Source organism: Thermosynechococcus sp. M3746_W2019_013, assembly GCF_015296045.1.
Lineage (GTDB): Bacteria > Cyanobacteriota > Cyanobacteriia > Thermosynechococcales > Thermosynechococcaceae > Thermosynechococcus.
Genome location: NZ_DVDW01000016.1, coordinates 52,291 through 74,082, shown reverse-complemented (window position 1 = coordinate 74,082; position 21,792 = coordinate 52,291). Strand labels below are relative to the sequence as shown.

20 protein-coding genes are annotated in these 21,792 nt (G+C 53.1%); 12 read left to right on the top strand and 8 right to left on the bottom strand.

Annotated elements, in window-relative coordinates:
* Positions 1-335: 335 nt before the first annotated feature.
* Genes IGQ16_RS03120 through tsaE form a run of 5 tightly spaced genes read left to right on the top strand, consistent with a single transcriptional unit; the run spans position 336 to position 3,910 of the window.
* On the top strand, positions 336-1,127 hold the full coding sequence (locus IGQ16_RS03120; protein ID WP_255325229.1) for a WecB/TagA/CpsF family glycosyltransferase: 792 nt from the start codon (positions 336-338) through the stop codon (positions 1,125-1,127).
* Positions 1,124-1,846 (top strand): cell division ATP-binding protein FtsE, encoded by a 723-nt coding sequence (ftsE, locus tag IGQ16_RS03115; RefSeq protein WP_297060205.1) that lies wholly within the window; start codon positions 1,124-1,126, stop codon positions 1,844-1,846. The genes IGQ16_RS03120 and ftsE overlap by 4 nt, the downstream gene beginning before the upstream one ends.
* A complete protein-coding gene (locus tag IGQ16_RS03110; RefSeq protein ID WP_297041663.1) occupies positions 1,815-2,729 on the top strand; it encodes a permease-like cell division protein FtsX in 915 nt (304 codons plus the stop codon). Before ftsE ends, IGQ16_RS03110 begins: the two co-directional genes overlap by 32 nt.
* 29 nt (positions 2,730-2,758) lie before the next feature.
* Complete coding sequence (bchM, locus tag IGQ16_RS03105) at positions 2,759-3,451, top strand: magnesium protoporphyrin IX methyltransferase (RefSeq protein ID WP_024125103.1); 693 nt, start codon at positions 2,759-2,761, stop codon at positions 3,449-3,451.
* Positions 3,452-3,910 (top strand): tRNA (adenosine(37)-N6)-threonylcarbamoyltransferase complex ATPase subunit type 1 TsaE, encoded by a 459-nt coding sequence (gene tsaE / locus IGQ16_RS03100; protein WP_297060203.1) that lies wholly within the window; start codon positions 3,452-3,454, stop codon positions 3,908-3,910. It abuts the gene before it with no gap.
* Here tsaE and trmFO read toward each other — a convergent pair.
* Together trmFO and IGQ16_RS03090 are read right to left on the bottom strand one after the other, a co-directional pair.
* Positions 3,813-5,186: an FADH(2)-oxidizing methylenetetrahydrofolate--tRNA-(uracil(54)-C(5))-methyltransferase TrmFO gene (gene trmFO, locus IGQ16_RS03095; RefSeq protein WP_297041661.1), complete on the bottom strand. Its 1,374-nt coding sequence runs from the start codon at positions 5,184-5,186 to the stop codon at positions 3,813-3,815. The two genes, tsaE and trmFO, sit on opposite strands and share 98 nt — an antisense overlap.
* 2 nt (positions 5,187-5,188) lie before the next feature.
* Positions 5,189-6,586, bottom strand: a complete 1,398-nt coding sequence (locus tag IGQ16_RS03090; RefSeq protein ID WP_297060201.1) for a cation:proton antiporter — start codon at positions 6,584-6,586, stop codon at positions 5,189-5,191.
* Between the two features lie 353 nt (positions 6,587-6,939).
* Here IGQ16_RS03090 and IGQ16_RS03085 point away from each other — a divergent pair, with 353 nt between their 5' ends.
* From IGQ16_RS03085 to ndhM, 3 genes are all read left to right on the top strand, one after another.
* Positions 6,940-7,221 carry a HAMP domain-containing sensor histidine kinase gene (locus IGQ16_RS03085; protein ID WP_297060199.1) on the top strand — a complete coding sequence of 94 codons (282 nt, stop codon included), beginning with the start codon at positions 6,940-6,942 and terminating at the stop codon, positions 7,219-7,221.
* A 66-nt stretch (positions 7,222-7,287) separates the two neighbouring features.
* Entirely contained in the window at positions 7,288-7,812 is a 525-nt protein-coding gene (locus tag IGQ16_RS03080) for a hypothetical protein (protein WP_297060197.1), read from the top strand.
* Between the two features lie 140 nt (positions 7,813-7,952).
* Positions 7,953-8,288, top strand: coding sequence for a photosynthetic/respiratory NAD(P)H-quinone oxidoreductase subunit M (gene ndhM / locus IGQ16_RS03075; RefSeq protein WP_024125097.1), 336 nt, complete (start codon positions 7,953-7,955; stop codon positions 8,286-8,288).
* 236 nt (positions 8,289-8,524) lie between these two features.
* Here the strand turns inward: ndhM and IGQ16_RS03070 are convergent, their stop codons facing one another.
* From IGQ16_RS03070 to IGQ16_RS03060, 3 genes are all read right to left on the bottom strand, one after another.
* Complete coding sequence (locus tag IGQ16_RS03070) at positions 8,525-8,695, bottom strand: chlorophyll a/b-binding protein (RefSeq protein ID WP_011056299.1); 171 nt, start codon at positions 8,693-8,695, stop codon at positions 8,525-8,527.
* A gap of 115 nt (positions 8,696-8,810) precedes the next feature.
* Complete coding sequence (locus tag IGQ16_RS03065) at positions 8,811-10,358, bottom strand: serine/threonine-protein kinase (protein ID WP_297041004.1); 1,548 nt, start codon at positions 10,356-10,358, stop codon at positions 8,811-8,813.
* A gap of 180 nt (positions 10,359-10,538) precedes the next feature.
* Complete coding sequence (locus IGQ16_RS03060; protein ID WP_297060195.1) at positions 10,539-11,057, bottom strand: hypothetical protein; 519 nt, start codon at positions 11,055-11,057, stop codon at positions 10,539-10,541.
* A gap of 247 nt (positions 11,058-11,304) precedes the next feature.
* On the opposite strand from IGQ16_RS03060, the gene IGQ16_RS03055 reads away from it, so the two are divergent.
* The 3 genes from IGQ16_RS03055 (at position 11,305) to IGQ16_RS03045 (ending at position 15,713) form a co-directional block, all read left to right on the top strand.
* Positions 11,305-12,123, top strand: a complete 819-nt coding sequence (locus IGQ16_RS03055) for a photosystem II manganese-stabilizing polypeptide (RefSeq protein ID WP_024125094.1) — start codon at positions 11,305-11,307, stop codon at positions 12,121-12,123.
* A gap of 13 nt (positions 12,124-12,136) precedes the next feature.
* Positions 12,137-13,732, top strand: coding sequence for an ABC transporter ATP-binding protein (locus IGQ16_RS03050; RefSeq protein ID WP_297060193.1), 1,596 nt, complete (start codon positions 12,137-12,139; stop codon positions 13,730-13,732).
* Positions 13,733-13,832: 100 nt separating this feature from the next.
* Positions 13,833-15,713 (top strand): PhoX family phosphatase, encoded by a 1,881-nt coding sequence (locus IGQ16_RS03045; RefSeq protein WP_024125092.1) that lies wholly within the window; start codon positions 13,833-13,835, stop codon positions 15,711-15,713.
* Here the strand turns inward: IGQ16_RS03045 and IGQ16_RS03040 are convergent.
* Positions 15,710-16,912, bottom strand: coding sequence for an FtsW/RodA/SpoVE family cell cycle protein (locus IGQ16_RS03040; RefSeq protein WP_367116111.1), 1,203 nt, complete (start codon positions 16,910-16,912; stop codon positions 15,710-15,712). The genes IGQ16_RS03045 and IGQ16_RS03040 overlap by 4 nt on opposite strands.
* A gap of 176 nt (positions 16,913-17,088) precedes the next feature.
* Here IGQ16_RS03040 and trpA point away from each other — a divergent pair, with 176 nt between their 5' ends.
* Complete coding sequence (gene trpA, locus IGQ16_RS03035) at positions 17,089-17,883, top strand: tryptophan synthase subunit alpha (protein WP_365970669.1); 795 nt, start codon at positions 17,089-17,091, stop codon at positions 17,881-17,883.
* Here the strand turns inward: trpA and IGQ16_RS03030 are convergent.
* Complete coding sequence (locus IGQ16_RS03030; protein WP_297060189.1) at positions 17,880-19,604, bottom strand: ShlB/FhaC/HecB family hemolysin secretion/activation protein; 1,725 nt, start codon at positions 19,602-19,604, stop codon at positions 17,880-17,882. The two genes, trpA and IGQ16_RS03030, sit on opposite strands and share 4 nt — an antisense overlap.
* 187 nt (positions 19,605-19,791) lie before the next feature.
* On the bottom strand, positions 19,792-21,750 hold the full coding sequence (gene nblS / locus IGQ16_RS03025) for a two-component system sensor histidine kinase NblS (protein ID WP_297060187.1): 1,959 nt from the start codon (positions 21,748-21,750) through the stop codon (positions 19,792-19,794).
* Between the last annotated feature and the right edge of the window lie 42 nt (positions 21,751-21,792).

The window sequence follows — 21,792 nt, the reverse complement described above, 5'->3', positions numbered from 1 at the left end:
CGAGGATGTCAAACCATCCCCGTTCTGCTGGCGCTCGTCCAATCGCGATCGTCATAAAACTCAACTCCGAAGGGAAGTCATTAAGGCAGATTCGTGAGGTAGCTCAATGGCACGATAAGAGCCAGGTTTACGAATCTTAATAACGACTCTAATCTAGCAAACAGGTTTCGTGGATTTCAACAAAGCATATCCCGTGGCGGTGAGCCTGTATATGCGATATAGCCCTTTTCCAGAGGATAGGGGTCCACAACGGCAGCCTTCTCCTGTCTATCACGCTCTTTTGCTCAGAGTGTTCACCTGCTGTGAGAAGGGCTGTAAGATACTGGGTGTCTCTTGTGCTCAACTTTCCTATGGGTTACCCCCTTGTAATGCCGACCATTCCGGCAAAAGTCTCAGTTTTGGGATTTCCCCTCCATTTGGTGGACAATGCCCCTGAGTGGTTGCTGATGCAACAGCGAGATGGTCATGGCCAACACGTGATCACGCTCAATTCAGAGATGGTGATACTGGCGGAGCGCACACCAGAGTTTGCTGACGTTTTACACCGTGCTGATTTGGTGATTCCCGATGGGTCGGGGGTCATTCTCTACCTGAGGTTACATGGCCTCTCTGTGCGCCGTCTACCGGGGATTGAATTTGCCGAAGCCCTACTGCGATTGGCCAATGACTCTCCGCAGCCGAAACGGGTCTTCTTTTATGGGGCAGCACCGGGGGTAGCAGAAAAAGTGGCTGAGCGCTGGCATCGAGAGCTGCCGAACTTAAAGATTGTTGGCGTGCAGTCGGGCTACCACGATGCGGATATGGAAGCTGCCCTCATTGAAAAGCTGAAAGAAACCCAACCCCATATTATCCTTGTTGCTTTGGGTGTACCGCGTCAGGAATATTGGATCGATCGCCACCGCCATATTTGTCCCCAAGCGATTTGGGTCGGTGTTGGCGGTAGTTTTGATGTCTGGGCAGGGGTTAAAAGGCGGGCACCCAAACTGATGCAAAAACTCCATTTGGAGTGGCTCTACCGTCTTTACCAAGAACCCTGGCGTTGGCGGCGCATGCTGGCGCTACCCCAATTTGCATGGAAAGCACTCCTGAGTCGTTTGCATGGGCGACAGCGTTTCTCATCCCGATGACAGCAGTAACCCCCGTGGTATCCCCCTGCGAACCAACCTCTAAGGGGGCCATCATTGCAGAACTGTACCAAGTCACGAAGTCCTTTGGTGGTGCGTTGCCCTGCTTACATCGCGTCAGTTGGCAGCTGCGACGGGGAGACTTTTATTTTCTGACGGGTGCCTCGGGGTCGGGTAAATCCACCCTCTTAAAACTCCTCTGCGGTCAACTGCGACCCGATCACGGCATCGTTCGCCTCTTTGGCGAGGAGGTCAATCCCCAGCAGGATCGGCGAATGGCACAGTTGCGGCGGCGCTTGGGGGTCATTTTTCAGGACTTTAAGCTCTTGGGCGATCGCTCAGTTGCAGAAAATGTGGCTTTTGCCCTGCTGGTGCGCGGTATTCCCAAAGCAGAAATTCAACAGCGGGTGCAAACGGCGCTCAAACTGGTGGGACTGAGCCACAAAGCCAATGCCAATCCCCAATCTTTATCGGGGGGAGAGCAGCAGCGGGTGAGCATTGCCCGTGCCATTGTCGGTGGTCCTGAGCTATTACTAGCGGATGAACCTACCGGTAATCTGGATCCCCAGACCAGCCAGCAAATTCTTGCTCTGCTCCATCGTCTGCATCAACATGGGTTAACAGTCCTCTTTACTACCCATGATTTAGCCTTGACCCGCCTAGTTCCCCATCGGATTCTCCATTTGCACCATGGCAAACTTGAGTTCCTTACCCACCCTTGACTTTTTGCTTTCGGAAGTACGCCGCAGTCTCTGGCGCGGCGGTTGGCTCAATGGCGCCGCTGTGATTGCTGTTGCTGTGACGCTGTTTATTTTTGGTTGGGGCTGGCAAGTGTCCCACCTCCTCGGCGCCAGTGTCGAGTCCCTTGGCAATCGCTTAGAAATTACTGCCTATGTGTCGCCTGAACTTCCCGCAGCCAAAGTAGCCAGCCTCAAGGAACAGTTGGCGGCATTACCGGCGGTAGCCGATTTGAATTGGATTGATCGCGATCGCGCTTGGGCAGAATTACAAGCTGATTTAGGCCTTAAAAGTGAACAGGGCGGTTTAGACCTCTTTGACACCAATCCCCTCAGCGATGAAATCAAGATCCGCGCCCAGAGCCTCGAACAGGTGGCTCCCTTAGCTAACCAAATTGCCCAAAAGGAAGGCATTGAGTCTGTGCAGTACCTTGAGCGCGCTCTAACGGGCCTGCAAAGTATGCAGCGGGTGGTGCGGGGCGTCACGTTCATTTTGGTGCTGCTACTGAGTTTAACGGTAGTTGCTCTGGTGAGCGCGATTTTGCGGCTGATTATTCTTGTGCGCCAACCCGAAATTGAGATCATGACCCTCGTGGGTGCCACCCAAACTTGGATTTATACGCCCCTATTTATTCAAGCGGCTAGTCTAGGTGGCGGTGGCGGTGCCTTGGCGTGGATGGCTGGTTGGGGAAGTAGTCAACAGCTTCAGCAGTGGCTAGCCCAACAGACCAGCTTTCGCGCCCTTGCCAGCAAAGTTTCCCTTGAATGGTCAGCGGGCTTAGGTGTGTTCCTGATCATCATTGGCGTCATTTTGGGGCTGGTGAGTACCCGATTGGCACTGCAAACCACAGCCCCTATGCCACAATAATTGGGGCAATGACGATTCATCGGGAACTTATGACGCAATCTACGGCTGACGAAAAGGCAATCGTTCAAAACTACTTCAACACAACTGGGTTCGATCGCTGGCGACGCATCTATGGCACAGACCAGGTCAGCAAGGTGCAGGCGGATATCCGCATGGGACACCAACAAACGATTGATACCGTCCTGGCATGGCTCAACGCTGATGGCTCCCTCAAAGGTCAACTCATTTGTGATGCTGGCTGCGGTGTCGGCAGTTTAAGTATTCCCCTTGCCAAGCTAGGGGCACGGGTCTATGCCAGCGACATTTCCGAAAAAATGGTGGCCGAAGCCCGCGATCGCGCCGCTGTTCAGTTGAATGGCCACCATGAACTCATCCTCAGTGTCAGTGATCTTGAAGCCCTGCGGGGAAAATACCATACCGTCATCTGCCTCGACGTCCTCATCCACTATCCCGACAACCAAATGGCAGGGATGCTAGCCCACTTGAGTTCTTTGGCCATGGAGCGGCTGATTCTGAGCTTTGCCCCCAAAACACCAAAATATATGCTGCTGAAGAAGATTGGTGAATTCTTCCCCGGCGCCAGCAAGGCCACCCGTGCCTATCTCCACAGTGAGGAATTTATTGTGGAGATTTTGCGGAACTTGGGTTGGCGGATTGAGCGCAATGCCATGACCAAAACTCGCTTTTACTTTTCGCGACTCCTAGAAGCAGTGCCAGCCTAAATGACGAACCTCAGCCTGAGTTTGGCAGAACTGCAAGCCTTAGGGCGCCAGTGGGGGACATGGCTGCCGCCGGGGACAGTGCTCCTGTTGGCGGGAGAGCTAGGGGCAGGAAAAACCACGTTTGTGCAAGCCTTGGGGGAGGGATTGAACATTGAAGATGTCATTCAAAGCCCCACCTTCACCCTAATTCAGGAATATTCCGAAGGGCGTGTACCCCTCTATCACTTTGATCTCTATCGCCTGACGCCTGCTGAAGTGGCGGCCTTGGCGCCAGAACGCTATTGGCTCGGCGAAGAAATTGAGCCCGGGATTGTGGCCATTGAGTGGCCCGATCGCTTGCCAATTTTGCCCCCAGCTTATCTTAGGCTCCAGCTTCAACGGCAGCAGGATTGCACCCATCTAACTCTAGAGGCTGTAGGGGCAGCGACATGGCTGTTGCCCAGGTGCTTAAATCTTTGAGGGCGCGATCGCGATAGGCGGCATAGCGCAACGCCTTTTGACGCACTGGTTGCTCTAGGGGTGGCAAAATGCCAAAGTTGGGGGGCATCGGCTGGAAGGTTTTGCTCTCAGCGGTACTGATGTAGTGAAAGAGGGCACCAGCCATCGTTGTTGGGGGCAATACCAAGGGTGCAAGTCCCCGTGCCAAGCGAGCCGCGTTCGTTCCCGCTAGCCAGCCCCCTGCTGCCGCCGCCGTATAACCTTCGGTACCGGTAATTTGACCCGCTGCCAAGAGGGTGGGGCGATCGCGAAACTGAAGACTGGCCCTCAATAACTTCGGGGCATTTAAGAAGGTATTGCGGTGCATCACCCCCATGCGCACAAACTCCGCCTGCTCTAAGCCGGGGATCATGCGAAAGACCCGCTGCTGCTCCCCCCAGCGCAGATTGGTTTGAAACCCCACCAAGTTCCACAGTTGGCCATGGCGATCCTCCTGGCGCAGTTGTGCCACCGCATAGGGACGCTCCCCCGTGCGTGGATCCCGCAAGCCCACAGGTTTCAAAGGGCCAAACCGCAGGGTATCCACCCCTCGCCGCGCCAATTCCTCTACGGGTAGGCAAGCCTCAAAAAATTGGGCATTCTCGCGCTCAAAGTCCTTGAGGGGCGCTTGTTCAGCTTCACAAAGCGCCTGCCAAAACCGCTGGTATGCTTCAGCACTGAAGGGACAGTTGAGATAAGCCGCTTCGCCGCGGTCATAGCGGGAAGCCAAAAAGGCCACCTCACGGTTAATGGACTCCCCGACCACAATTGGGCTGGCGGCATCAAAAAAACTCAGGTAGTCCAGTCCGGTAAAGCATTGAAGATCGGCACTCAGGGCCTCACTGGTCAGTGGGCCGGTGGCCAAGACCACAATCCCGTTTTCTGGGAGGCGGGGCAGTTCTTCGCGCCGCACTGTCACGAGGGGATGGCTTTCGAGGGTTTCAGTTACCTCACGACTAAACTGGGCGCGATCCACCGCCAGGGCGCCGCCGGCAGGCACTTGATGGCGATCGGCAGTGGCAATAATCAGTGACCCAAGGGCACGCAGTTCATGGTGTAATAGCCCCGTGGCGCGATCGCTCGCCTTGGCGCCAAAGGAATTACTGCATACCAACTCTGCCAAGTCCGCCGTATGGTGGGCTGGACTGGCCACGTGCGGGCGCATTTCATACAGCACCACCGGCAGACCGGCACGGGCAATTTGCCAAGCCGCTTCTGTACCGGCTAAACCACCACCAATGACCGTAATCGGTTCCATTGCTATCCTTCTCGGGGAGACTCTACTGCAATATCCGAGGTCGGTAACACCTCTGTGGCCTCTGGCTTAAAGACCAAGCGCAACAGAGGGGGCGCAACGAACGTGGTCACAATCACCATCACGATAATGCCAGCATCTAGAGCCTTCGAGAGGACACCACTGGCAGACCCGACAGCGGCAAAAATCAGTCCGACTTCGCCTCGCGGCACCATGCCAATGCCAATCGCCCAGCGGTTAATTCCCGGCTGACCAAAGACCGCTGCTCCTGCGACCACCTTACCAACAATGGCCACCAGCACGAGGAAAGAGGCAATGATCAGACCCGCACGATTGGCCGATTCTAGGGGGTTGAGAACACTAATATCGGTGCGTGCGCCGACACAGACAAAGAATACCGGCACCAACATATCGGCAATGGGCAAAACCTGCTCCTCTAGCTCCCGTCGTTTTTCTGTTTCCCCAAGGACTAAGCCAGCGGTAAACGCACCGAGAATCGCTTCCAGTTGCAGAATCACAGCCACATAACCCAGGACAAAGGCGAAGATCAAGGAGGGAACCAGCAAGTTACCGCGTGTGCTCAGGCGATCGACCATCCCCAAAAAGAAAGGACTCAGCAGCCGCCCCACCATCACAGAGCCCACCAAAAATACGACGGAGCTAATAATCAGATAGATCACATTGCTGATCTCCACTGTGCCGGTTTTGGCTAGACTCGCCACCACTGCCAGCACAATAATGCCAAGAATGTCATCCAGAACCGCTGCCCCAATGATAATTTGACCTTCCGGGGAAGTCAGCCGTTGAATCTCCGCAAGGACTTTGGCCGTGATCCCGATACTGGTTGCCGTGAGAGCCGCACCGGCAAAGATGGCGGGGACCAAGTCCACATGAAACAGCGTCACAAGGCCAAGGGTGCCAGCGGCAAAGGGAGTCACCACCCCCACCACAGCAACGATGGCAGCCTGAGGCCCCACCTTCAGCAGGCCCTCTAAATCCGACTCCAGACCAATCTCAAAGAGCAGGATCATGACGCCAATTTCCGAGAGGACGGAAATAACTTCGCTGGCGGTATTGGCAACTACTGAAGCGACAGTGCCATCAATGCCTGCCGTCTGTTGGATAAAGGTCGTCAGAACCGAGGGTTCCGTTGGTCCCCCTTCAGAAAAAACCAACAGGTGCAAGACGGAAATACCAACGACCACACCCCCTACCAGTTCTCCCAGTACAGGTGGAAAGTTAATGCGGGCACAAATTTCACCGCCGACTTTGCTGGCAAAGTAGATCACCACTAGACTCAGCAGAACAGCGGCCAAGATCAATGGACCCGCTTCCGCCAGGTTCACTGATTCTGCTGCAACATCGGCAGGCAAAGGTTGCAAAAGTGACGTTATCAAGGGCATAGAGCAAATGTTAAAAACTCTTTAACTAAGTTAAGCACGCCTTCCCCTTCTGCTCAACCTTAAACTTACACGGAACTGAACTTGGCTCTTTGTTGTCTAATTGCAATGGAATTTCAACATGGTTACCATAGTTTTTTATACCGGCGATCGCCCCCGCCTTGAGGAATGCGTATTCATGATCTCCATCAGCAACAGCCCATTCACATGGCACTTTAGATAAAGAAACTGCTCTAAACGGCTCTTGAATCTCTGATAACAGTGGAGCAAAATCCAACCAACATTTCTCAAATGGCTAAACAAACTACGCATCTATTGAGTACCTTTTATTTTTGGCTCTAAGGACAACTGGCCAATTGTCAGCCTTTTGCTCTACATTTACGGATCGCGATGTTCAAATTGCTGTCGTGGACAGGGGGAGCGGTATTCCAGAAGCCGTGCCTCCCCATCGGTGCGAGCGCTTTTATCGCATTTGCCAAGGTCAGGAACAACCGCGGGGATTTGGTTTGGGGCTAGCGATCGTCAAGCAAATTGTCGATGCCCATCGAGGGCAACATAGAAATTCAAACATAGAAATTCAAAGTTGTGTGGGTCAAGAAACCAATGTGTTTTTTACTTCCCATAAGCATAATTTCTGATTATATTTCTATCATTTTTTGTTCCCTAAATTATAAGCCAAGATATTTAGGAAAAATTAGGAAAAAATGGTTATAAAACGTTTATGGAGCCTTAGTTGTCCTCTCTTTGTCGGTATTACGGAGGTCGTTCTTCCGCCAATAACTGAGACCTGTGCCCCGTCGGCAACACCGATTCACAATTTGACGAACTTTCAGGGGATGACCATTCGCGGCACAGTTCGCAGCGTCGTTGGTAATCCATTCATCCTCGATAACAGCACTGGCCAAGTGATGGTGGATGCGGGGCCGCGTTGGTTTTACCAAATCAATCGCCAGCCGGGCGAAACCGTTACAGTTGTCGGTAAATATGATAGATATGATTTTAATGCCATTTTAACGCCTTCAGTATTACTCGCGCCAATGGGGAGGGGGTTAACATCCGTCCCCACAGTGACCCTCCCCTTGGGCCAGTGGTCGGCCGCGCCTGTGGCAACGACCGGCATGCAAAAATCAGCCGGCCCACCCTATCCGCAAATGGGAAATTTTGCGAGGCACCTAAAATCTGGATTGATAGAGGGGGCGATTGCCCCTTTGATGTTCAGCGATCGCTAGCCAAAAGCAGCATAGAAACCAGCTCAGTGCCATTACTGATTCTTGGCCTAAAGCATGAGTTTTTCTAAACTTTCCTTGAAAGAATTCTTGGTATAGTAAAAGCGTTTACGAACTACTGTCCACTCGTCATTGGATTAGCCATGCTACTGAAGTCCACAACACGCCACGTTCACATCTATGCCGGCCATGTGGTAGATGGTGAAGTTCATCCTGATACCGAAACGCTGACGCTGAATGTGGATCCCGATAACGAATTGGAGTGGAACGAAGCCGCCCTTGCGAAAGTGGAAGCCAAGTTTCAGGAATTGGTGGCCAATGCCGCAGGGGAAGACCTGACGGAATACAATTTGCGGCGGATTGGCTCAGACTTGGAGCACTTTATTCGCTTCTTACTGATGCAAGGGGAAATTGGCTACAACCTCAATAGTCGTGTGCGCAACTATAGTCTGGGGATTCCCCGTGTAAATCACTCCTAGATTCCCAAACTCTCAATTCCGAAATCATTCAAGCTTTGACAGCGGAGCTTCCCGCTATCGTTCTTAGCATTGGGATGCATAAAGGGAGAGCCATCCTCTATCTGGTCTTTCGTGTTTCACCTGTGTGATCGCTTGGGGGAAAAGCGGTGTTAAACCGTCAATTGGCCAAAAAAAAGAGGCCATTACTGACCTCAAAATGACACTTTGACCGCTGAAAATTGGGAGAAAGTGAAGGTCTAGAGGAGACCCCAGAAGTGAAGCACGCCTTGTTTGGTGATCAGTTCTGTGAGCAGTGCCGCCACAAAGCCAATCATGGCAAGGCGGCCGTTCCAAATTTCAGCTTGGGGGGTAAATCCAAACACCCATGCATTGCGGTCTTCAGCTTTAATGGTTTTGGTATCTTCCATGGTTTTGACTCCTGATCGAACCCTGTACCCTCACTGTAACAATTCTTTACCAATTGCGCAACAACTCTTAATATATTTTTCTCTATTGCTGCCCTAGAGAGCGATCGCGATATCCCTAATCAATGACTGTAGCCATCTTCACGTTCTCTAGCTTGGCGAGGATTTGGGGCTTATAGTTTTCAAATTCTGCCTTGAGGAGATTACGGCTCACAACCGCTGGGGCCGAACTGGGTAAGTTTTTACTGGTTTGCAGCCAGTCCCGTAGGAGTTGCCGCTGGAAGGTTGCGATTGTAAACATGCGGACATTGAGGCAGTGTTGCGGATCCTCAAGGGAGAAAAAGAGCAGCGGGTAATAACCCGTTTCCGAAAGCAAAAGGCAGAGTTCTTGGTTGCGTGGCAGCTTCATATCCAAATAACAGGGCAACCAGCGGGGACCTTGCTGGGGATCATAAATAGCCGTAATCCAGAGGATCATCGGGTGGGGACTGGTGGTGAAGAGAAACTGGTTGTAGCGAAGATTAAGCATGCGCCGATCAATCTCTGACCGAGGCAACATCACCCACAGCGACGCCGCTGATTCCCGTTGGGCATACAAGGGCACGGGAAAGACAATTTCCGCTACAGGTTTATCCGCAGGCCAAACACTTTGCCAGCAGACTTCCTCAACCGTCGCAAGGGCAACAGGCGGTTGAGATTGGCGTTCTGAGGGTTGAGATACTTTGGCGGCAACCCCTACCCCCGGCTGGGTGACTCGAGTACTGCCAAACTGTTCCTCAACAGCTGTGAGAACTTTGATAATTTCCCCAACATTTTGGGGGCGATCACTGGGGGATTTGGCCATACAGGCCATGATCAGTTCCTCAAGGGCAGGGGGAAGATGCAGCCCCGGACTCGCCACATTGAAGGGAATGGGCTTTTGGAAGTGGTGCGCCTTAAACCAACTACCGATAGAGTGGCTTTCCGCCTGAATGGGCATCTTGCCTGTGAGTAACTCATACATGGTGATGCCAAGACTGTAGATATCAGAGCGGTGATCCAATTCCCGCCCTTCAATTTGTTCTGGCGAACAATAGGCCAAAGTGCCCATAAACGACGAGGTTTGACCCTTTTCAGAGACATCCCCCAAAAATTTGGCAATCCCAAAATCTAATAGCTTGGCGAGTTCCCCCATCGTGCCATCCTGAATCACAAGGACATTACTGGGTTTGATGTCACGATGAATAATCGGGCATTTTTGGCCTTCGATGATAATTCCTTCATGGGCTACCTGAAGACCAAGGCACATGTGCCGTGCAATGCGCAGAAATCGGCTTAAAGGCAGGGGTTCTTCTAGGAGCAAATCACTGAGGTTTTCTCCCTCTAAAAATTCCATGACGTAGAAGGGAATTTCCTCGTTGTTCATGCCGTAGTCGAGCACCCGCACCACGTGCATACTTTTCTGGCCGAGGAGAGCACCCGCCCGCGCTTCTTGGGCAAAGCGGGTTTTCATGCGATCGTTGAGCAGGCTGTGGGACAGGAATTTAACGGCAACGGGAACACCCCCAAGGAGACTATCTTCTGCGCGATAGACCCGCCCCATTGAGCCTTTGCCAATTAACTCCGTGAGCCGATACCGGTTCATGAGGACTTGGCCGATGTTGGTGTCGCGGTGGGGTTCTGACATAGTTGCCTCGGAGGGAAATCGGCTGGCGAGATCGCAAGCAGGCAAGGTTGACGTTGCTTGGTCGTTACTCCATAAGTTACTTAATATTATCTCTGGAATCTTTGGGTTCTGTTTGCTCCATTTGAGCCATGGGGGCGATCGCTCTCCCCAATCCGTAGTTTCTTAAGCAGTTTTAGGGTTTTAAGGATTGGGAACGCCTAACCAAGACATCAGCGAAGAACTGGTTATCTCAATTCCTTTCTCCAGATCAGGAAGAAGGATAAAGACCACACCGCCACTACAGGAAACCTCCCCCACCGATCGCCAGTGATTCGCGGTATAGATATGCACATGATCAACTGTCCTCCGTCGCCAACAGCGCCACATCTCACCGGCAGCACAATCATAGAGCTGATAGTCTTTGGGAATGGGGGCACGGGTAAAGGGCACCAGTGGTGCTTTGTTGTAGGCAAGGTCCGGAAAAAATGAACTATGGATCAATGCCTGTCGCAAAGATTCCCACGCATCGCAGTAGCGCTTGACTGTGATCTGGGGTTGACCCTCTTCACTTTTGCCTATGGCAATGAGGCCAGTTCGGTTGTCCACCAGTTGCAAAGTTCCTAGGACGGACTCAATGCGATAGTTGGGATTGGAGGCAAGGCTGCCGGTACCATTGACAACATCGGCAACGAAAACGGCAAACAACTCGTTGTCATTCATGAATTTACTCCTGATCCTGATTTTTCACTAGTTTACTTGGCAGCTTCGGTGGCAGAGGAGTGGCTCATCGGTTTTTCCTCTTGCAAGATTAAAATATCGCGAAAATTTCCTTTCTGAGGCGATCGCAAACCTCCGTATAATCATGGATTGATAAGGTAGTTGCATGGCTGCCTTCACTGGACTCTATACGCAGGGTTATCTCCCACACTTTGATTGCTTTGAGATGCTTTGACTTCTGAGGTTAACCATGAAATATCGCATTTTAATGGCGACTCTGCTGGCGGTATGTCTAGGGATTTTTTCCTTGAGCGCCCCCGCCTTTGCTGCAAAACAGACTTTAACCTATGACGATATTGTGGGTACAGGTCTGGCCAACAAGTGCCCCACCCTGGATGATACGGCGCGTGGTGCCTATCCCATTGATAGCTCCCAAACCTATCGCATTGCCCAACTGTGCCTGCAGCCGACGACATTTTTGGTCAAGGAAGAGCCTAAGAACAAACGCCAAGAGGCCGAATTTGTGCCCACAAAACTGGTGACCCGCGAAACCACGAGCTTGGATCAAATTCAAGGGGAACTCAAGGTCAACAGCGATGGCAGTCTTACGTTTGTGGAAGAGGATGGGATTGATTTCCAACCAGTGACAGTGCAAATGCCTGGTGGTGAGCGCATCCCACTGCTGTTTACGGTGAAAAACTTGGTGGCGAGCACTCAGCCCAACGTGACCAGCATCACCACTTCAACGGATTTCAAGGGCGAATTCAACGTTCCCTCCTACCGCACTGCCAACTTCCTCGATCCCAAAGGACGGGGCTTGGCCTCTGGTTATGACTCGGCGATCGCCCTTCCCCAAGCTAAAGAAGAAGAACTGGCTCGCGCCAACGTCAAACGCTTCTCCCTCACCAAGGGTCAAATTTCTCTGAATGTGGCGAAAGTGGATGGCCGCACCGGTGAAATTGCTGGCACCTTTGAAAGTGAGCAACTCTCCGATGATGATATGGGTGCCCACGAACCCCATGAGGTGAAAATTCAAGGGGTCTTTTACGCCCGCATCGAACCTGTCTAGGATCGAAAAGTCCATGGCGACTCTTTTAGAACTTAGGGAACTGCGGGTCGCCTACCCTAGAAGGGAGACATCATCTGCTGCAACATTTGTGGTGGATGGTGTTTCTTTTTGTGTAGCTGCAGGGGAGCGGTTTGGCTTAGTCGGGGAGTCGGGTTGCGGCAAATCCACAATTGCTAAAGCCATTTTGCAGTTATTGCCACCGCGGTCACAGGTTTCTGGAGAGATCGCACTTCAGGGGCAATCTCTTTTGGGCCTAACTGCTTCCCAGTTGCGGCGGCTGCGAGGCGAGCAAATTGGCTTGGTCTTTCAGGATCCGATGACGCGCCTCAATCCTCTCATGAGCGTCTATGACCACTGCGATGAGCTGTTGCGGAGTCATTGGTCTGCTTGGAGCCGTCCCCAACGGCGGCAGCGCATTATTGAGGTGTTGGATCGAGTAAAAATTCCTGCCAATCGCCTCCATCAGTATCCCCATGAGTTGAGTGGGGGGATGCGTCAACGGGTGGCGATCGCCCTTGCCTTGCTATTGAACCCACCCCTCATCATTGCCGATGAACCGACAACGGCACTGGATGTAACCGTCGCCGCAGAAATTCTGGAGGAACTCACGCGCCTGTGCCAAGAGGAGCAGCGGGGACTGTTACTCATTTCCCATGATCTGGCACTCATGGCCAAGTATTGCGATCGCCTTGCGGTAATGCACCAAGGCAAGATTGTGGAACTGGGAGCGGCTCACCGAGTGCTGCAACGGCCACAGCACCCCTATACCCAATCCTTGCTTGCGGCTACCCAACTCACCTCTCCACAGCCTCCGCCCTTGGACACGGCTCCGGAACTGCTGCGAGTTGAGAATTTACAGCGGCACTACCGCTTGGGGGGATGGTTACAACCGCAAACCACGATTCGGGCGGTGGACGGCGTTGACCTAACGCTGCGGCGCGGGGAAACCCTTGGCCTTGTTGGCGAGTCTGGCTGTGGCAAAAGTACACTTTCGCGCTTAATTTTGCAACTGATTCCTGCCAATGCCGGTGAAGTGGTCTTTTGGGGGCGCAATTTAACTCAATTGTCGGCGGCCCAACTGCGCCAAACCCGCCGTGATCTGCAAATGATTTTCCAAGACCCCCATGCCTGCCTGAACCCCAAAATGACCGTGGAGCAAAATTTGCTAGAGCCACTGCTCATTCATCGGCTGATGGGGAAACGGGCTGCCCAGGAACGGGTGCGCGAGATGTTGGTGCAGGTGGAATTGACCCCGGCTGAAGCCTACCTTCATCGCTATCCCCATGCTCTGTCGGGGGGACAACGCCAGCGGGTGGCGATCGCCCGTGCCCTCATTACCCAGCCTCAACTGGTGATCTGTGATGAACCGGTGAGTATGCTCGATGCCCATATTCAAGCCCAGGTGCTGGCGCTGATGCAAGAGTTAAAGGAACAGTTGCAACTGACCTATCTCTTTATCACCCACGATCTGGCGATCGCCCGTCGTTTTTGCGATCGCGTTGCGGTAATGTATCGTGGCAAAATTGTCGAGCTTGCCCCTACGGCACAACTCTTTGCTCGCCCGCAGCATCCCTACACACAAAAACTCCTAGCCGCTGCCTTGTCTTAAGACTTTTTTCCCGTTTCTTAGGCTCAACTTAACCTCATTGCCCTCGGGTTTCCCTAACCTATGCAATGGTGACCTAAAGTAAGGGAATTCTTAGCTAACTATGGGCGAGTATTTTGGTGATCTATTATCCCGTGCCTTGAGCCGACGTGCTGTTTTGAAAACAGCCCTCTTTGGCGCTGCCGGTTTGACCCTTGCAACCTTACCTAAAGTCGGTGCGGCTGCAACCTCCCTAGAATTTTCAACGATTTACCCTAACACAGACGACAAAATCACCTTGCCGGCGGGCTTTGATCATGGCGTGGTCATTCGCTGGGGGGATGCCCTCGATGGGGGCGAAAACCTAAACTGGAACCGCATTCATCAAACAGTTACGGAAGCAGATGTGCGGCGGCAACGGTACTGCTTTGGCTACAACTGTGATTTTGTGGGGTACCAGAGGACACCCAACGGCAAACATCTGCTCGTGGTTAACCATGAGTACACGAACCCTGAACTGATGTTTGAAAGGGGGGGCGATCGCCCGAGTCAATGGCAAGCAGCACTCCAGCGGGAAGCCCATGGCCTTTCAATTGTTGAGATTAGCCAAAACGCCAATGGTGGCTGGCGGTATGTCAAAGCCTCTCCCCAAAACTATCGGATTACGGGGTCAACCCCCTGTGAAATTTCTGGCCCTGCCAAAGGGCACCCCCTACTGAAAACGGCCGCTGATCCCACGGGCAGGCGCGTCAACGGCACCCTCAATAACTGCGCAGCGGGCAAAACCCCTTGGGGTACAGTCTTGACCTGTGAGGAAAATTTTCATAGCTATTTTGGGGGGAGCGATCGCAACCTCACAGAGCGAGTGAAGACCTTGCACGGGCGCTATGGCCTTCCCAGTCAGCGGGCCGATCGCTATGGTTTTTACTTCTACGAAGACCGTTTCAACCTTGAAAAGGAACCCAATGAGGCCTTTCGCTTTGGCTGGGTCGTGGAAGTGGATCCCCTCAATCCCAATGGCTTGCCCATCAAACGCACGGCTTTAGGGCGCTTTCGCCATGAGGCTGCAACAACCGTCATTGCCCCCGATGGACGGGTCGTGGTCTACATGGGGGATGATGAACGCTTTGAGTATGCGTATAAATTCATTACCAAGGGCAAGTACCGAGCCAACAACCGTGCCGCCAACTTGAACCTGTTGGATGAAGGCGACCTCTACGTTGCGCGGTTTAACGACGATCTGACGGGTGAATGGCGCCTAATTGCCCGTGTCAGCGATAACAAAATTATGCCGAATCCCAGTTTGCCTGATATCTTTCAAAAGGATCCGGCGCTGTGCTTTATCAATACACGGGGGGCAGCCGATGCCCTTGGGGCAACAAAAATGGATCGGCCAGAAGATTTTGAGTGGAATCCTGTCACTAAAAGTGTCTGGCTTGCCTTGACATACAACGAAAAGCGTAAGGACAGCGATCGCGCCAATCCTCGCCCCGAAAACGTAATGGGCCATGTAATTGAGATCGTTGAGCAGGGAAATAATCCGGCTGCCTTGCAGTTCCGATGGACGTTGCCCTTGCTCTGCGGTGACCCCACCGCCCCAGAGAAAGGCCGCCAGTTAGTGCTTTATGGCCGACCCACCAACGCTAAGGTGCCTGCCATCTCCGCACCCGACAATTTTGCTTTTGACCGCGCTGGCAATGTCTGGATTGCTACGGATGGCAACGAGGCATCAAGTCGCCTCGGCAAAAATGATGGCATTTATGTCCTCAGCCCCGGCCGCCGCGAACTGAAGATGTTTCTCTCGGCTGTGCCTGGCTGTGAAGTTTGTGGGCCAGAGTTTAGCAGTGACTACAAAACCTTCTTCTGTGCCATTCAACATCCGGGGGAAGGGGCAAAATCCACTGCTGATCTACCAACCCGCTGGCCCTATGGTGACCAAGTCGTCGTACCCCGGCCTTCGGTCATTGCCGTGTGGCGTCAAGATGGCCGTGAAGTGTCAGCCTAGGGTTTATTGATTCCTTCGGGACGCAGGGGTACCACGGGAGCAGCACGGCGGCGGGTGCTTCTGGAAGTTCTGGAGTGAGCTTTTGTCACACCAGGGAAGGCAATCACCTCTGCCTGCTGCCCTTCACGGGCACAGCGAATCAACAGGCCAGCGATCGCCAGACTGGCCATAATGGAGCTACCCCCGTAGCTAAAGAGCGGGAAGGGCAGTCCCGTTGTCGGCAACAGACCAATGGCTACACTGATATTAATCAGGGCTTGGAGGAGCATCATCACCGTTGCCCCCAAGGCAGTGAGCTGGATCAGGGAATCCCGCGCCCGATTCACCACTCGCATTCCCAGCCAACCGTAGGCCACCAATAGCGCCAACAGCAACAGACAGCCCACCAACCCTGTTTCTTCCGCATAAACCGCAAAAATAAAGTCGGTGTGCTGAATCGGTAAGTAGGAGAGCTTCTGCTGGGAAAAGCCATACCCGGTACCCAAAACGCCCCCTGAGGCAACCGCCAATAGACTCTGTACTAGCTGGTAGCCATCCCCCATCGCATCCGCCCAAGGGTTCAGGAAGGACATGACTCGCCGCCGTTGGTAATCATTAATGCTGATGCTGAGAACTGCTAAGCTCAAGCCACTCATGGCCGTTAACAACAGGGGGGTCAAAGGTAAACCTGCACCGAGAGCAATCAGCCACAACGTAATGCCACAGAGGGCGGTGGTACTGAGGTTCGGTTGAATTAAAATCCCCAAGAGCGTCAGGGCAAAGGCCGTTAACCAAAAACAGCGCGCCTTCAGGTGCAGCCGCCGCCAACAGCTAAACACCCAAGCAGCTTGCAGGACTAAAAAAGGCTTCATCATCTCCGAGGGCTGGAGTTGAAAGGGGCCAATACTAATCCAGCGGGTGGCGCCCATCACCGTTGTCCCAACCCCTGGTAATCGCGTTGCCCAGATGAGTAGCAAAAACAAAAAGAAGCCTGGAATAGCCATCTGGAGCGATCGCCGCAAGGGCAGCCGCAGAAACAGTTGAAACCCTGCCCAGCCAAGGGCAAGCCACAGCAACTGGCGCGTAAAATAGTACAGCCCATTCCCTGTTTCAGCTAGGCCCACGGGAAAACTAGCGGAAAAGAGAACAACCAAACCAAGGCCAATCCACACCAGGGTCAACCAGTGGAGCAACCGCGCCTCCAGCGTCCACTGCCGCAGACCGCCAACTGCCTCGCTGGCCCGTAGGCGATCGCCAAAGGGGAGAAAACGCCACCAACGCACGCTTAGATGACCCTCACTGCCACCTGCCACTATAGGTATCTCATATTCTAGAGAAGGGCTGTATCTAATCTGGCACAATTATTATGCATCTTTGAGAGCAACTGCCCGTGACTGTGCCTAAAATTTCTGAACGCTTTGAGCAATGTCGTGCTCGCCAGCGCTGTGCCCTCATTCCCTTTTTGACCGCCGGAGACCCGGATTTAGAAACTACAGTTGCTGCCCTCAAGGCCCTAGATGACCACGGCGCAGATCTGATTGAACTGGGGATGCCCTATTCGGATCCCTTGGCCGATGGTCCAGTCATTCAGGCAGCCGCCACCCGCGCTTTGCAGCGGGGAACCCGCCTTGAGGCAGTCTTAGAAATGACAACGGACTTGCACCAGCAACTGAGGGCGCCGCTCATTCTCTTTACCTACTACAATCCCATCTACCATCGGGGGGTCTCTTCATTTCTCAAAGCGGTTGCCCAAGCCGGGATCAAGGGGTTAGTGATTCCTGATTTGCCCCTTGAGGAAGCAGAACCAGTTCTCGCACAGACAGCCAATTTGGGCTTGGAATTGACACTGCTGATTGCACCCACCACATCCCCTGAACGGATGCAGGCGATCGCCACCGCTTCTCAGGGATTTATTTACCTTGTCAGCACCACTGGCGTCACTGGCATGCGTCAAGAAATGGCCAGCCGTGTTCAGGAACTCTTGCGCACCCTACGGCAGATCACCCCCAAGCCCATTGGTGTCGGGTTTGGCATTGCCAGTCCAGAGCATGCCCGCCAGGTACGTGATTGGGGTGCCGATGCCGCCATTGTCGGCAGTGCCTTTGTTAAACGTCTGGCAGAACCGGATCAGGGGGTTGCCGCTGTTGCTGAGTTTTGTCAGTCACTCCGCACCGCCCTCGATACGCCCTAGGGACGCACCGTCAAGGAAAAGTAAATGCCATCGGACTGCAAACTACGGGTTTGACCCGGCAGATCAATTAATGGTGCTGCATATTGAAACTGAAGATCGAGGTTGCGCGTCGGTTGCACCAAGAGCCCCAAACCCAGACCGGCAATGACATCGTTAGCAACGGGACCTGCTGGATTGCGGCTATTGTTCCAGACTACCCCCAGATCAAACAGCGGCCCAAGGGAAATAATCGGGCGACGATTGGCAGTCCGCAGCACTGGGAAGCGGGCTTCTCCAGAAAACCGCAGGCCATTATCCCCAGAGAGCGCATTGGTTGAGTAACCGCGCACCGACAGCGGCCCACCAATCACAAATTGGTGAAAGGGGAGCAGGCTATTGGGACTGAGTTGAACATCGGTGCGTAAAATCAAGAGATTGTCTGCCCAAAGGCGTTGTACCCGCCGCCCCTGTCCTAGCCAGCTAAAAAAGGTGCCATCCGGTAGCGGACTTGGATTTTCTGTTGCCCCCAAAATGGGCAGGCCAACGTTAAACTGCGAGCGAAAGACCCATACCCCTTGGGGGTCGCGGCGAGTATATTCTTGGGTGAGTTCTAGCACACGGGAAGCACTGTAGCCAGAAGCATCAGCTCCAGCGGAAATGGGAGCTGGTATTCCCGCTACAAAGGTTTGCCCGGACTGCATCAAGAAGCCAATGCCAAAGGCCAGTTCCTCGCGGATATTGCGAATCACTGGTTGGCGAAAACTGGCTTGGTAAATCGAAGATTCACTGCGAATATTAAGGGCCGCAAGGGCGGGGGGGCGGGTAATTTCGCTGTCCGCTTGCAGGGTGCGAATGGTGAGTGTGCCATTCATGGCATTGAGGGGGAGGCTGTAGCCAAACTCCACGGTGTTGGATGCTCCCCAATCAAACGTGCCTAGATTGTTACCGATGCCGTAGGAGCCATAGACACTATCGCCGCGCCCACTGAGGTTGTTGTATCCCAAAAAGGCCGTGGTCCGATTCGGGGCGATCGCTGGCGGCGTATTGTTATCCAGACCAAAAGCAGCATTCAGCCAGCGGGCAGGTACCACCCGTACCACCAAAATACTCTCCTGGGGTGTCGTGCCGGGTCGCAAACTCGCAGAAAGATTGGCAAAAAGCGGATCTGTTCGCAACAGACGCAACTGCTCTTCAAGGCGATTGGAATTGAGGGGCACGCCTGCACCAAGGGCAATACGGCTGCGAATATAGCGCTGGACAATTCCTTTATTGCCTTCAATACGAATGTCCTCTAGGCGGCCTTCAAGAACTTGAATCGTGATGACCCCATCCCGTGCCACCTGCTCCTTCAAAACGGCGCGAGAAGTCAAATAGCCCCCCTCTAGATAGAGTTTTGTAATGGCATCGGCGGCTCCCTGTAGCTCTGCGAGGGTCACCTGCCGCCCTTCGAGGGGCTTGATAATTGGATCAAATACTGCCGGCCCAAAGATGGTGCTGCCTTCAACAATAATTTTTCGTACAGGTATTAAAACATTTTCTGACTCGGGGGGTGGACTAGGGAGTGAGGGGGGCGGTTCAAGAACTGGCGGTGAGGTGGGTGGTAGAGGGGGTGGAGCCGGTAGGGCTGGCTGAATATCCTGTTGGGTGGGAGCGATAATCGGAATTCCTAAAGCAGGCAACACCACCCCCGTACTGCCGAAAATAGATAGAATCGCAACGGGTGTAAACGAGTTTGTTTTCACTTCCTCAGCTCCAATGTTTAATAGCGAGTTTTAGATTGAGATGAAAATAAATGCAAAAACCTGTATTTTTTTCCTCAGGGCCCAGCCCAAGCAGCCATTGGCGTGAGGAGTGATGGATTCTTGCCTTCAGATTTTAGCGGATGATTTGTTGTTACTGGCAAGGGGGCATCGCTCCCATCCACCCCTTTTAAGCGGGGGGCAGCGCCGTTTCAGCGGTGCCATGAGGGTTATCAACGAGGGCGGATTCATCAATGGCCAAATCAAACCAAAAGGTACTACCGACCCCCAATTCACTAACTAAATGAATTTGCGTATTGTGCTTGTGGATAATATCTTGGACAATGGCCAACCCCAGACCCGTCCCCTCTAGGGTATGCACGCGATTCTCGACGCGGAAAAAGCGTTCAAAAACACGGGGCTGATCCTCTGGGGCAATCCCCATACCCGTGTCCGCCACTTCAATGCGGACCCGTTCCTGCTCTGGATCGCTGGGGGGATGCCAGACATAGGCACGAATCGTTACCCGTCCATTTTCGGGTGTAAATTTCAAAGCATTGCCCACCAAGTTAGTGAGCGCCCCAATGAGCAGATCGTAGTTGCCCCAAACCGGTGGCAGGGGGTTTTCCACCTCGGCAGTTAGGGTAATGGACTTATTGGCCGCATTGAGTTGGTAGGTGCGCATGATCTGATCAATCACCTGCGCCATCTGTACGGAGCCAAACTGATAGGGGCGACCCGATTCGAGGCGGGAAATATCGAGAAAATCATTGACAAGGCGAGTCAGGCGATCGGTCTCGTGGTTAGCGGTTTCTAGGAATTCCTGTTGCTCTTTTTCGCTGAGGCTGCTGCCGTACTCTTGAATCGTTTCGATGATTGATTTGATATTGAATAGAGGTGTCCGCAACTCATGGGAAACATTGCTAATCAATTGCGCTTTGGCTTCGTTGAGTTCCACTTCCCGGGTAATGTCCTGAATCGTAATCGCAATGCCTTTGGGCTTTTCCCGCTGCACATCCATAACCGTTGTCAGCAGAATCCGTACTGATCGCGAGCTAGGTTCTTGCAGCGTCACCCGAAATTCTCCCCCTTCTGACTCTCCGCGAGAGGCCTTGTAAAGGGGACAGGTGAGTTTTTCGCACACCGGTGCTGGAAAGCAGTCCAGGGCATTTTGGCCAATGACGTTCATCCCCTCCCAATTGAAAAGACGCTGCGCTGTGGGGTTGACAAGAATAATCCGCATGTCGGTATCTAACAGAATTGCTCCATCTGCAATCGTGGACACCAAGGTATCCAGTTTGGCTTTCTCGGCTTGGAGTTCTTCAATGTTTTGGGCCTCGTAGGAGGCGAGGCGCTCAGCCATGTCATTAAAGCTGGTGATCAACTCCCCCAGTTCACCGCCAAAGGGCAGGTGAATACGTTGCTTAAAATTCCCCGCTGCAATGTTTTTCACCCCCTGCACCAATTCTTTAATGGGTTGGGTAATGGTGAGGGCATTGAAGACCCCCCCCAAGATCACCATGATCCAGAGGGAAACAAAGACAGCGATCGTGAGATCCCGCGTGAGATTGGCAGAAGCAATGAATGTTGGGTTTGGGTTAATCCCCAGGGCAACAACCCCTAAGTTTTCGCCATTGAAGGTTAAGGGAACAAAGACATCGGCAACTAGACCATTGGGGGTTTGGTGTTGGCGCACGAGGGGTTCTTGGCTAGCACGGTAGGTCTCTGGCAGTTGAATACGGCGGCGCAACGTCAGGGCACTTTCCACTTGGGGGGCAGAGTAGGGCAGGCCATAGTAAATTTCTCCGTCGGGATCCGCATAGAGGATGTAGCGAATACTGGCACTGCGCTCATAGAATTTGCGGGAAAATTCAGCAACAGCGGCGGTATCCCCTTTGGCCACAAGGGGCGCCACATCAGCGGCTAGGAGTAACCCTAAATCGCGACCATAGCGGGTGTCATTGAGGTGGGCATTGGTTTGAATCGTGTTCACCGCCCAGAAGGTGAGGCCACTCATGATGATGGAGACCACGAGGGTTGCTGTGGCCATGAGGCGGGTTTGAATCTTGAATTCTGACCACCAACGGACAATTCCCCGCAATTTATCGCTCAAGCTCCCTTCGGTTTTCTCCGTTTTCAAAACCACCATTGTGCCTAACGTACGAAAAATTTTCCCTGATTCTACGGGATT

Bases quoted from the DNA above. Each gene is read 5' to 3' on its own strand.
- IGQ16_RS03050 (WP_297060193.1), top strand. From the start codon at position 12,137: ATGGCGACTCTTTTAGAACTTAGGGAACTGCGGGTCGCCTACCCTAGA.
- ndhM (WP_024125097.1), top strand. From the start codon at position 7,953: ATGCTACTGAAGTCCACAACACGCCACGTTCACATCTATGCCGGCCAT.
- IGQ16_RS03090 (WP_297060201.1), bottom strand. From the start codon at position 6,586: ATGCCCTTGATAACGTCACTTTTGCAACCTTTGCCTGCCGATGTTGCA.
- trmFO (WP_297041661.1), bottom strand. From the start codon at position 5,186: ATGGAACCGATTACGGTCATTGGTGGTGGTTTAGCCGGTACAGAAGCG.
- bchM (WP_024125103.1), top strand. From the start codon at position 2,759: ATGACGCAATCTACGGCTGACGAAAAGGCAATCGTTCAAAACTACTTC.
- IGQ16_RS03055 (WP_024125094.1), top strand. From the start codon at position 11,305: ATGAAATATCGCATTTTAATGGCGACTCTGCTGGCGGTATGTCTAGGG.
- IGQ16_RS03065 (WP_297041004.1), bottom strand. From the start codon at position 10,358: ATGTCAGAACCCCACCGCGACACCAACATCGGCCAAGTCCTCATGAAC.
- IGQ16_RS03080 (WP_297060197.1), top strand. From the start codon at position 7,288: ATGGTTATAAAACGTTTATGGAGCCTTAGTTGTCCTCTCTTTGTCGGT.
- IGQ16_RS03045 (WP_024125092.1), top strand. From the start codon at position 13,833: ATGGGCGAGTATTTTGGTGATCTATTATCCCGTGCCTTGAGCCGACGT.
- IGQ16_RS03060 (WP_297060195.1), bottom strand. From the start codon at position 11,057: ATGAATGACAACGAGTTGTTTGCCGTTTTCGTTGCCGATGTTGTCAAT.
- tsaE (WP_297060203.1), top strand. From the start codon at position 3,452: ATGACGAACCTCAGCCTGAGTTTGGCAGAACTGCAAGCCTTAGGGCGC.
- IGQ16_RS03070 (WP_011056299.1), bottom strand. From the start codon at position 8,695: ATGGAAGATACCAAAACCATTAAAGCTGAAGACCGCAATGCATGGGTG.
- ftsE (WP_297060205.1), top strand. From the start codon at position 1,124: ATGACAGCAGTAACCCCCGTGGTATCCCCCTGCGAACCAACCTCTAAG.
- nblS (WP_297060187.1), bottom strand. From the start codon at position 21,750: ATGGTGGTTTTGAAAACGGAGAAAACCGAAGGGAGCTTGAGCGATAAA.
- IGQ16_RS03110 (WP_297041663.1), top strand. From the start codon at position 1,815: ATGGCAAACTTGAGTTCCTTACCCACCCTTGACTTTTTGCTTTCGGAA.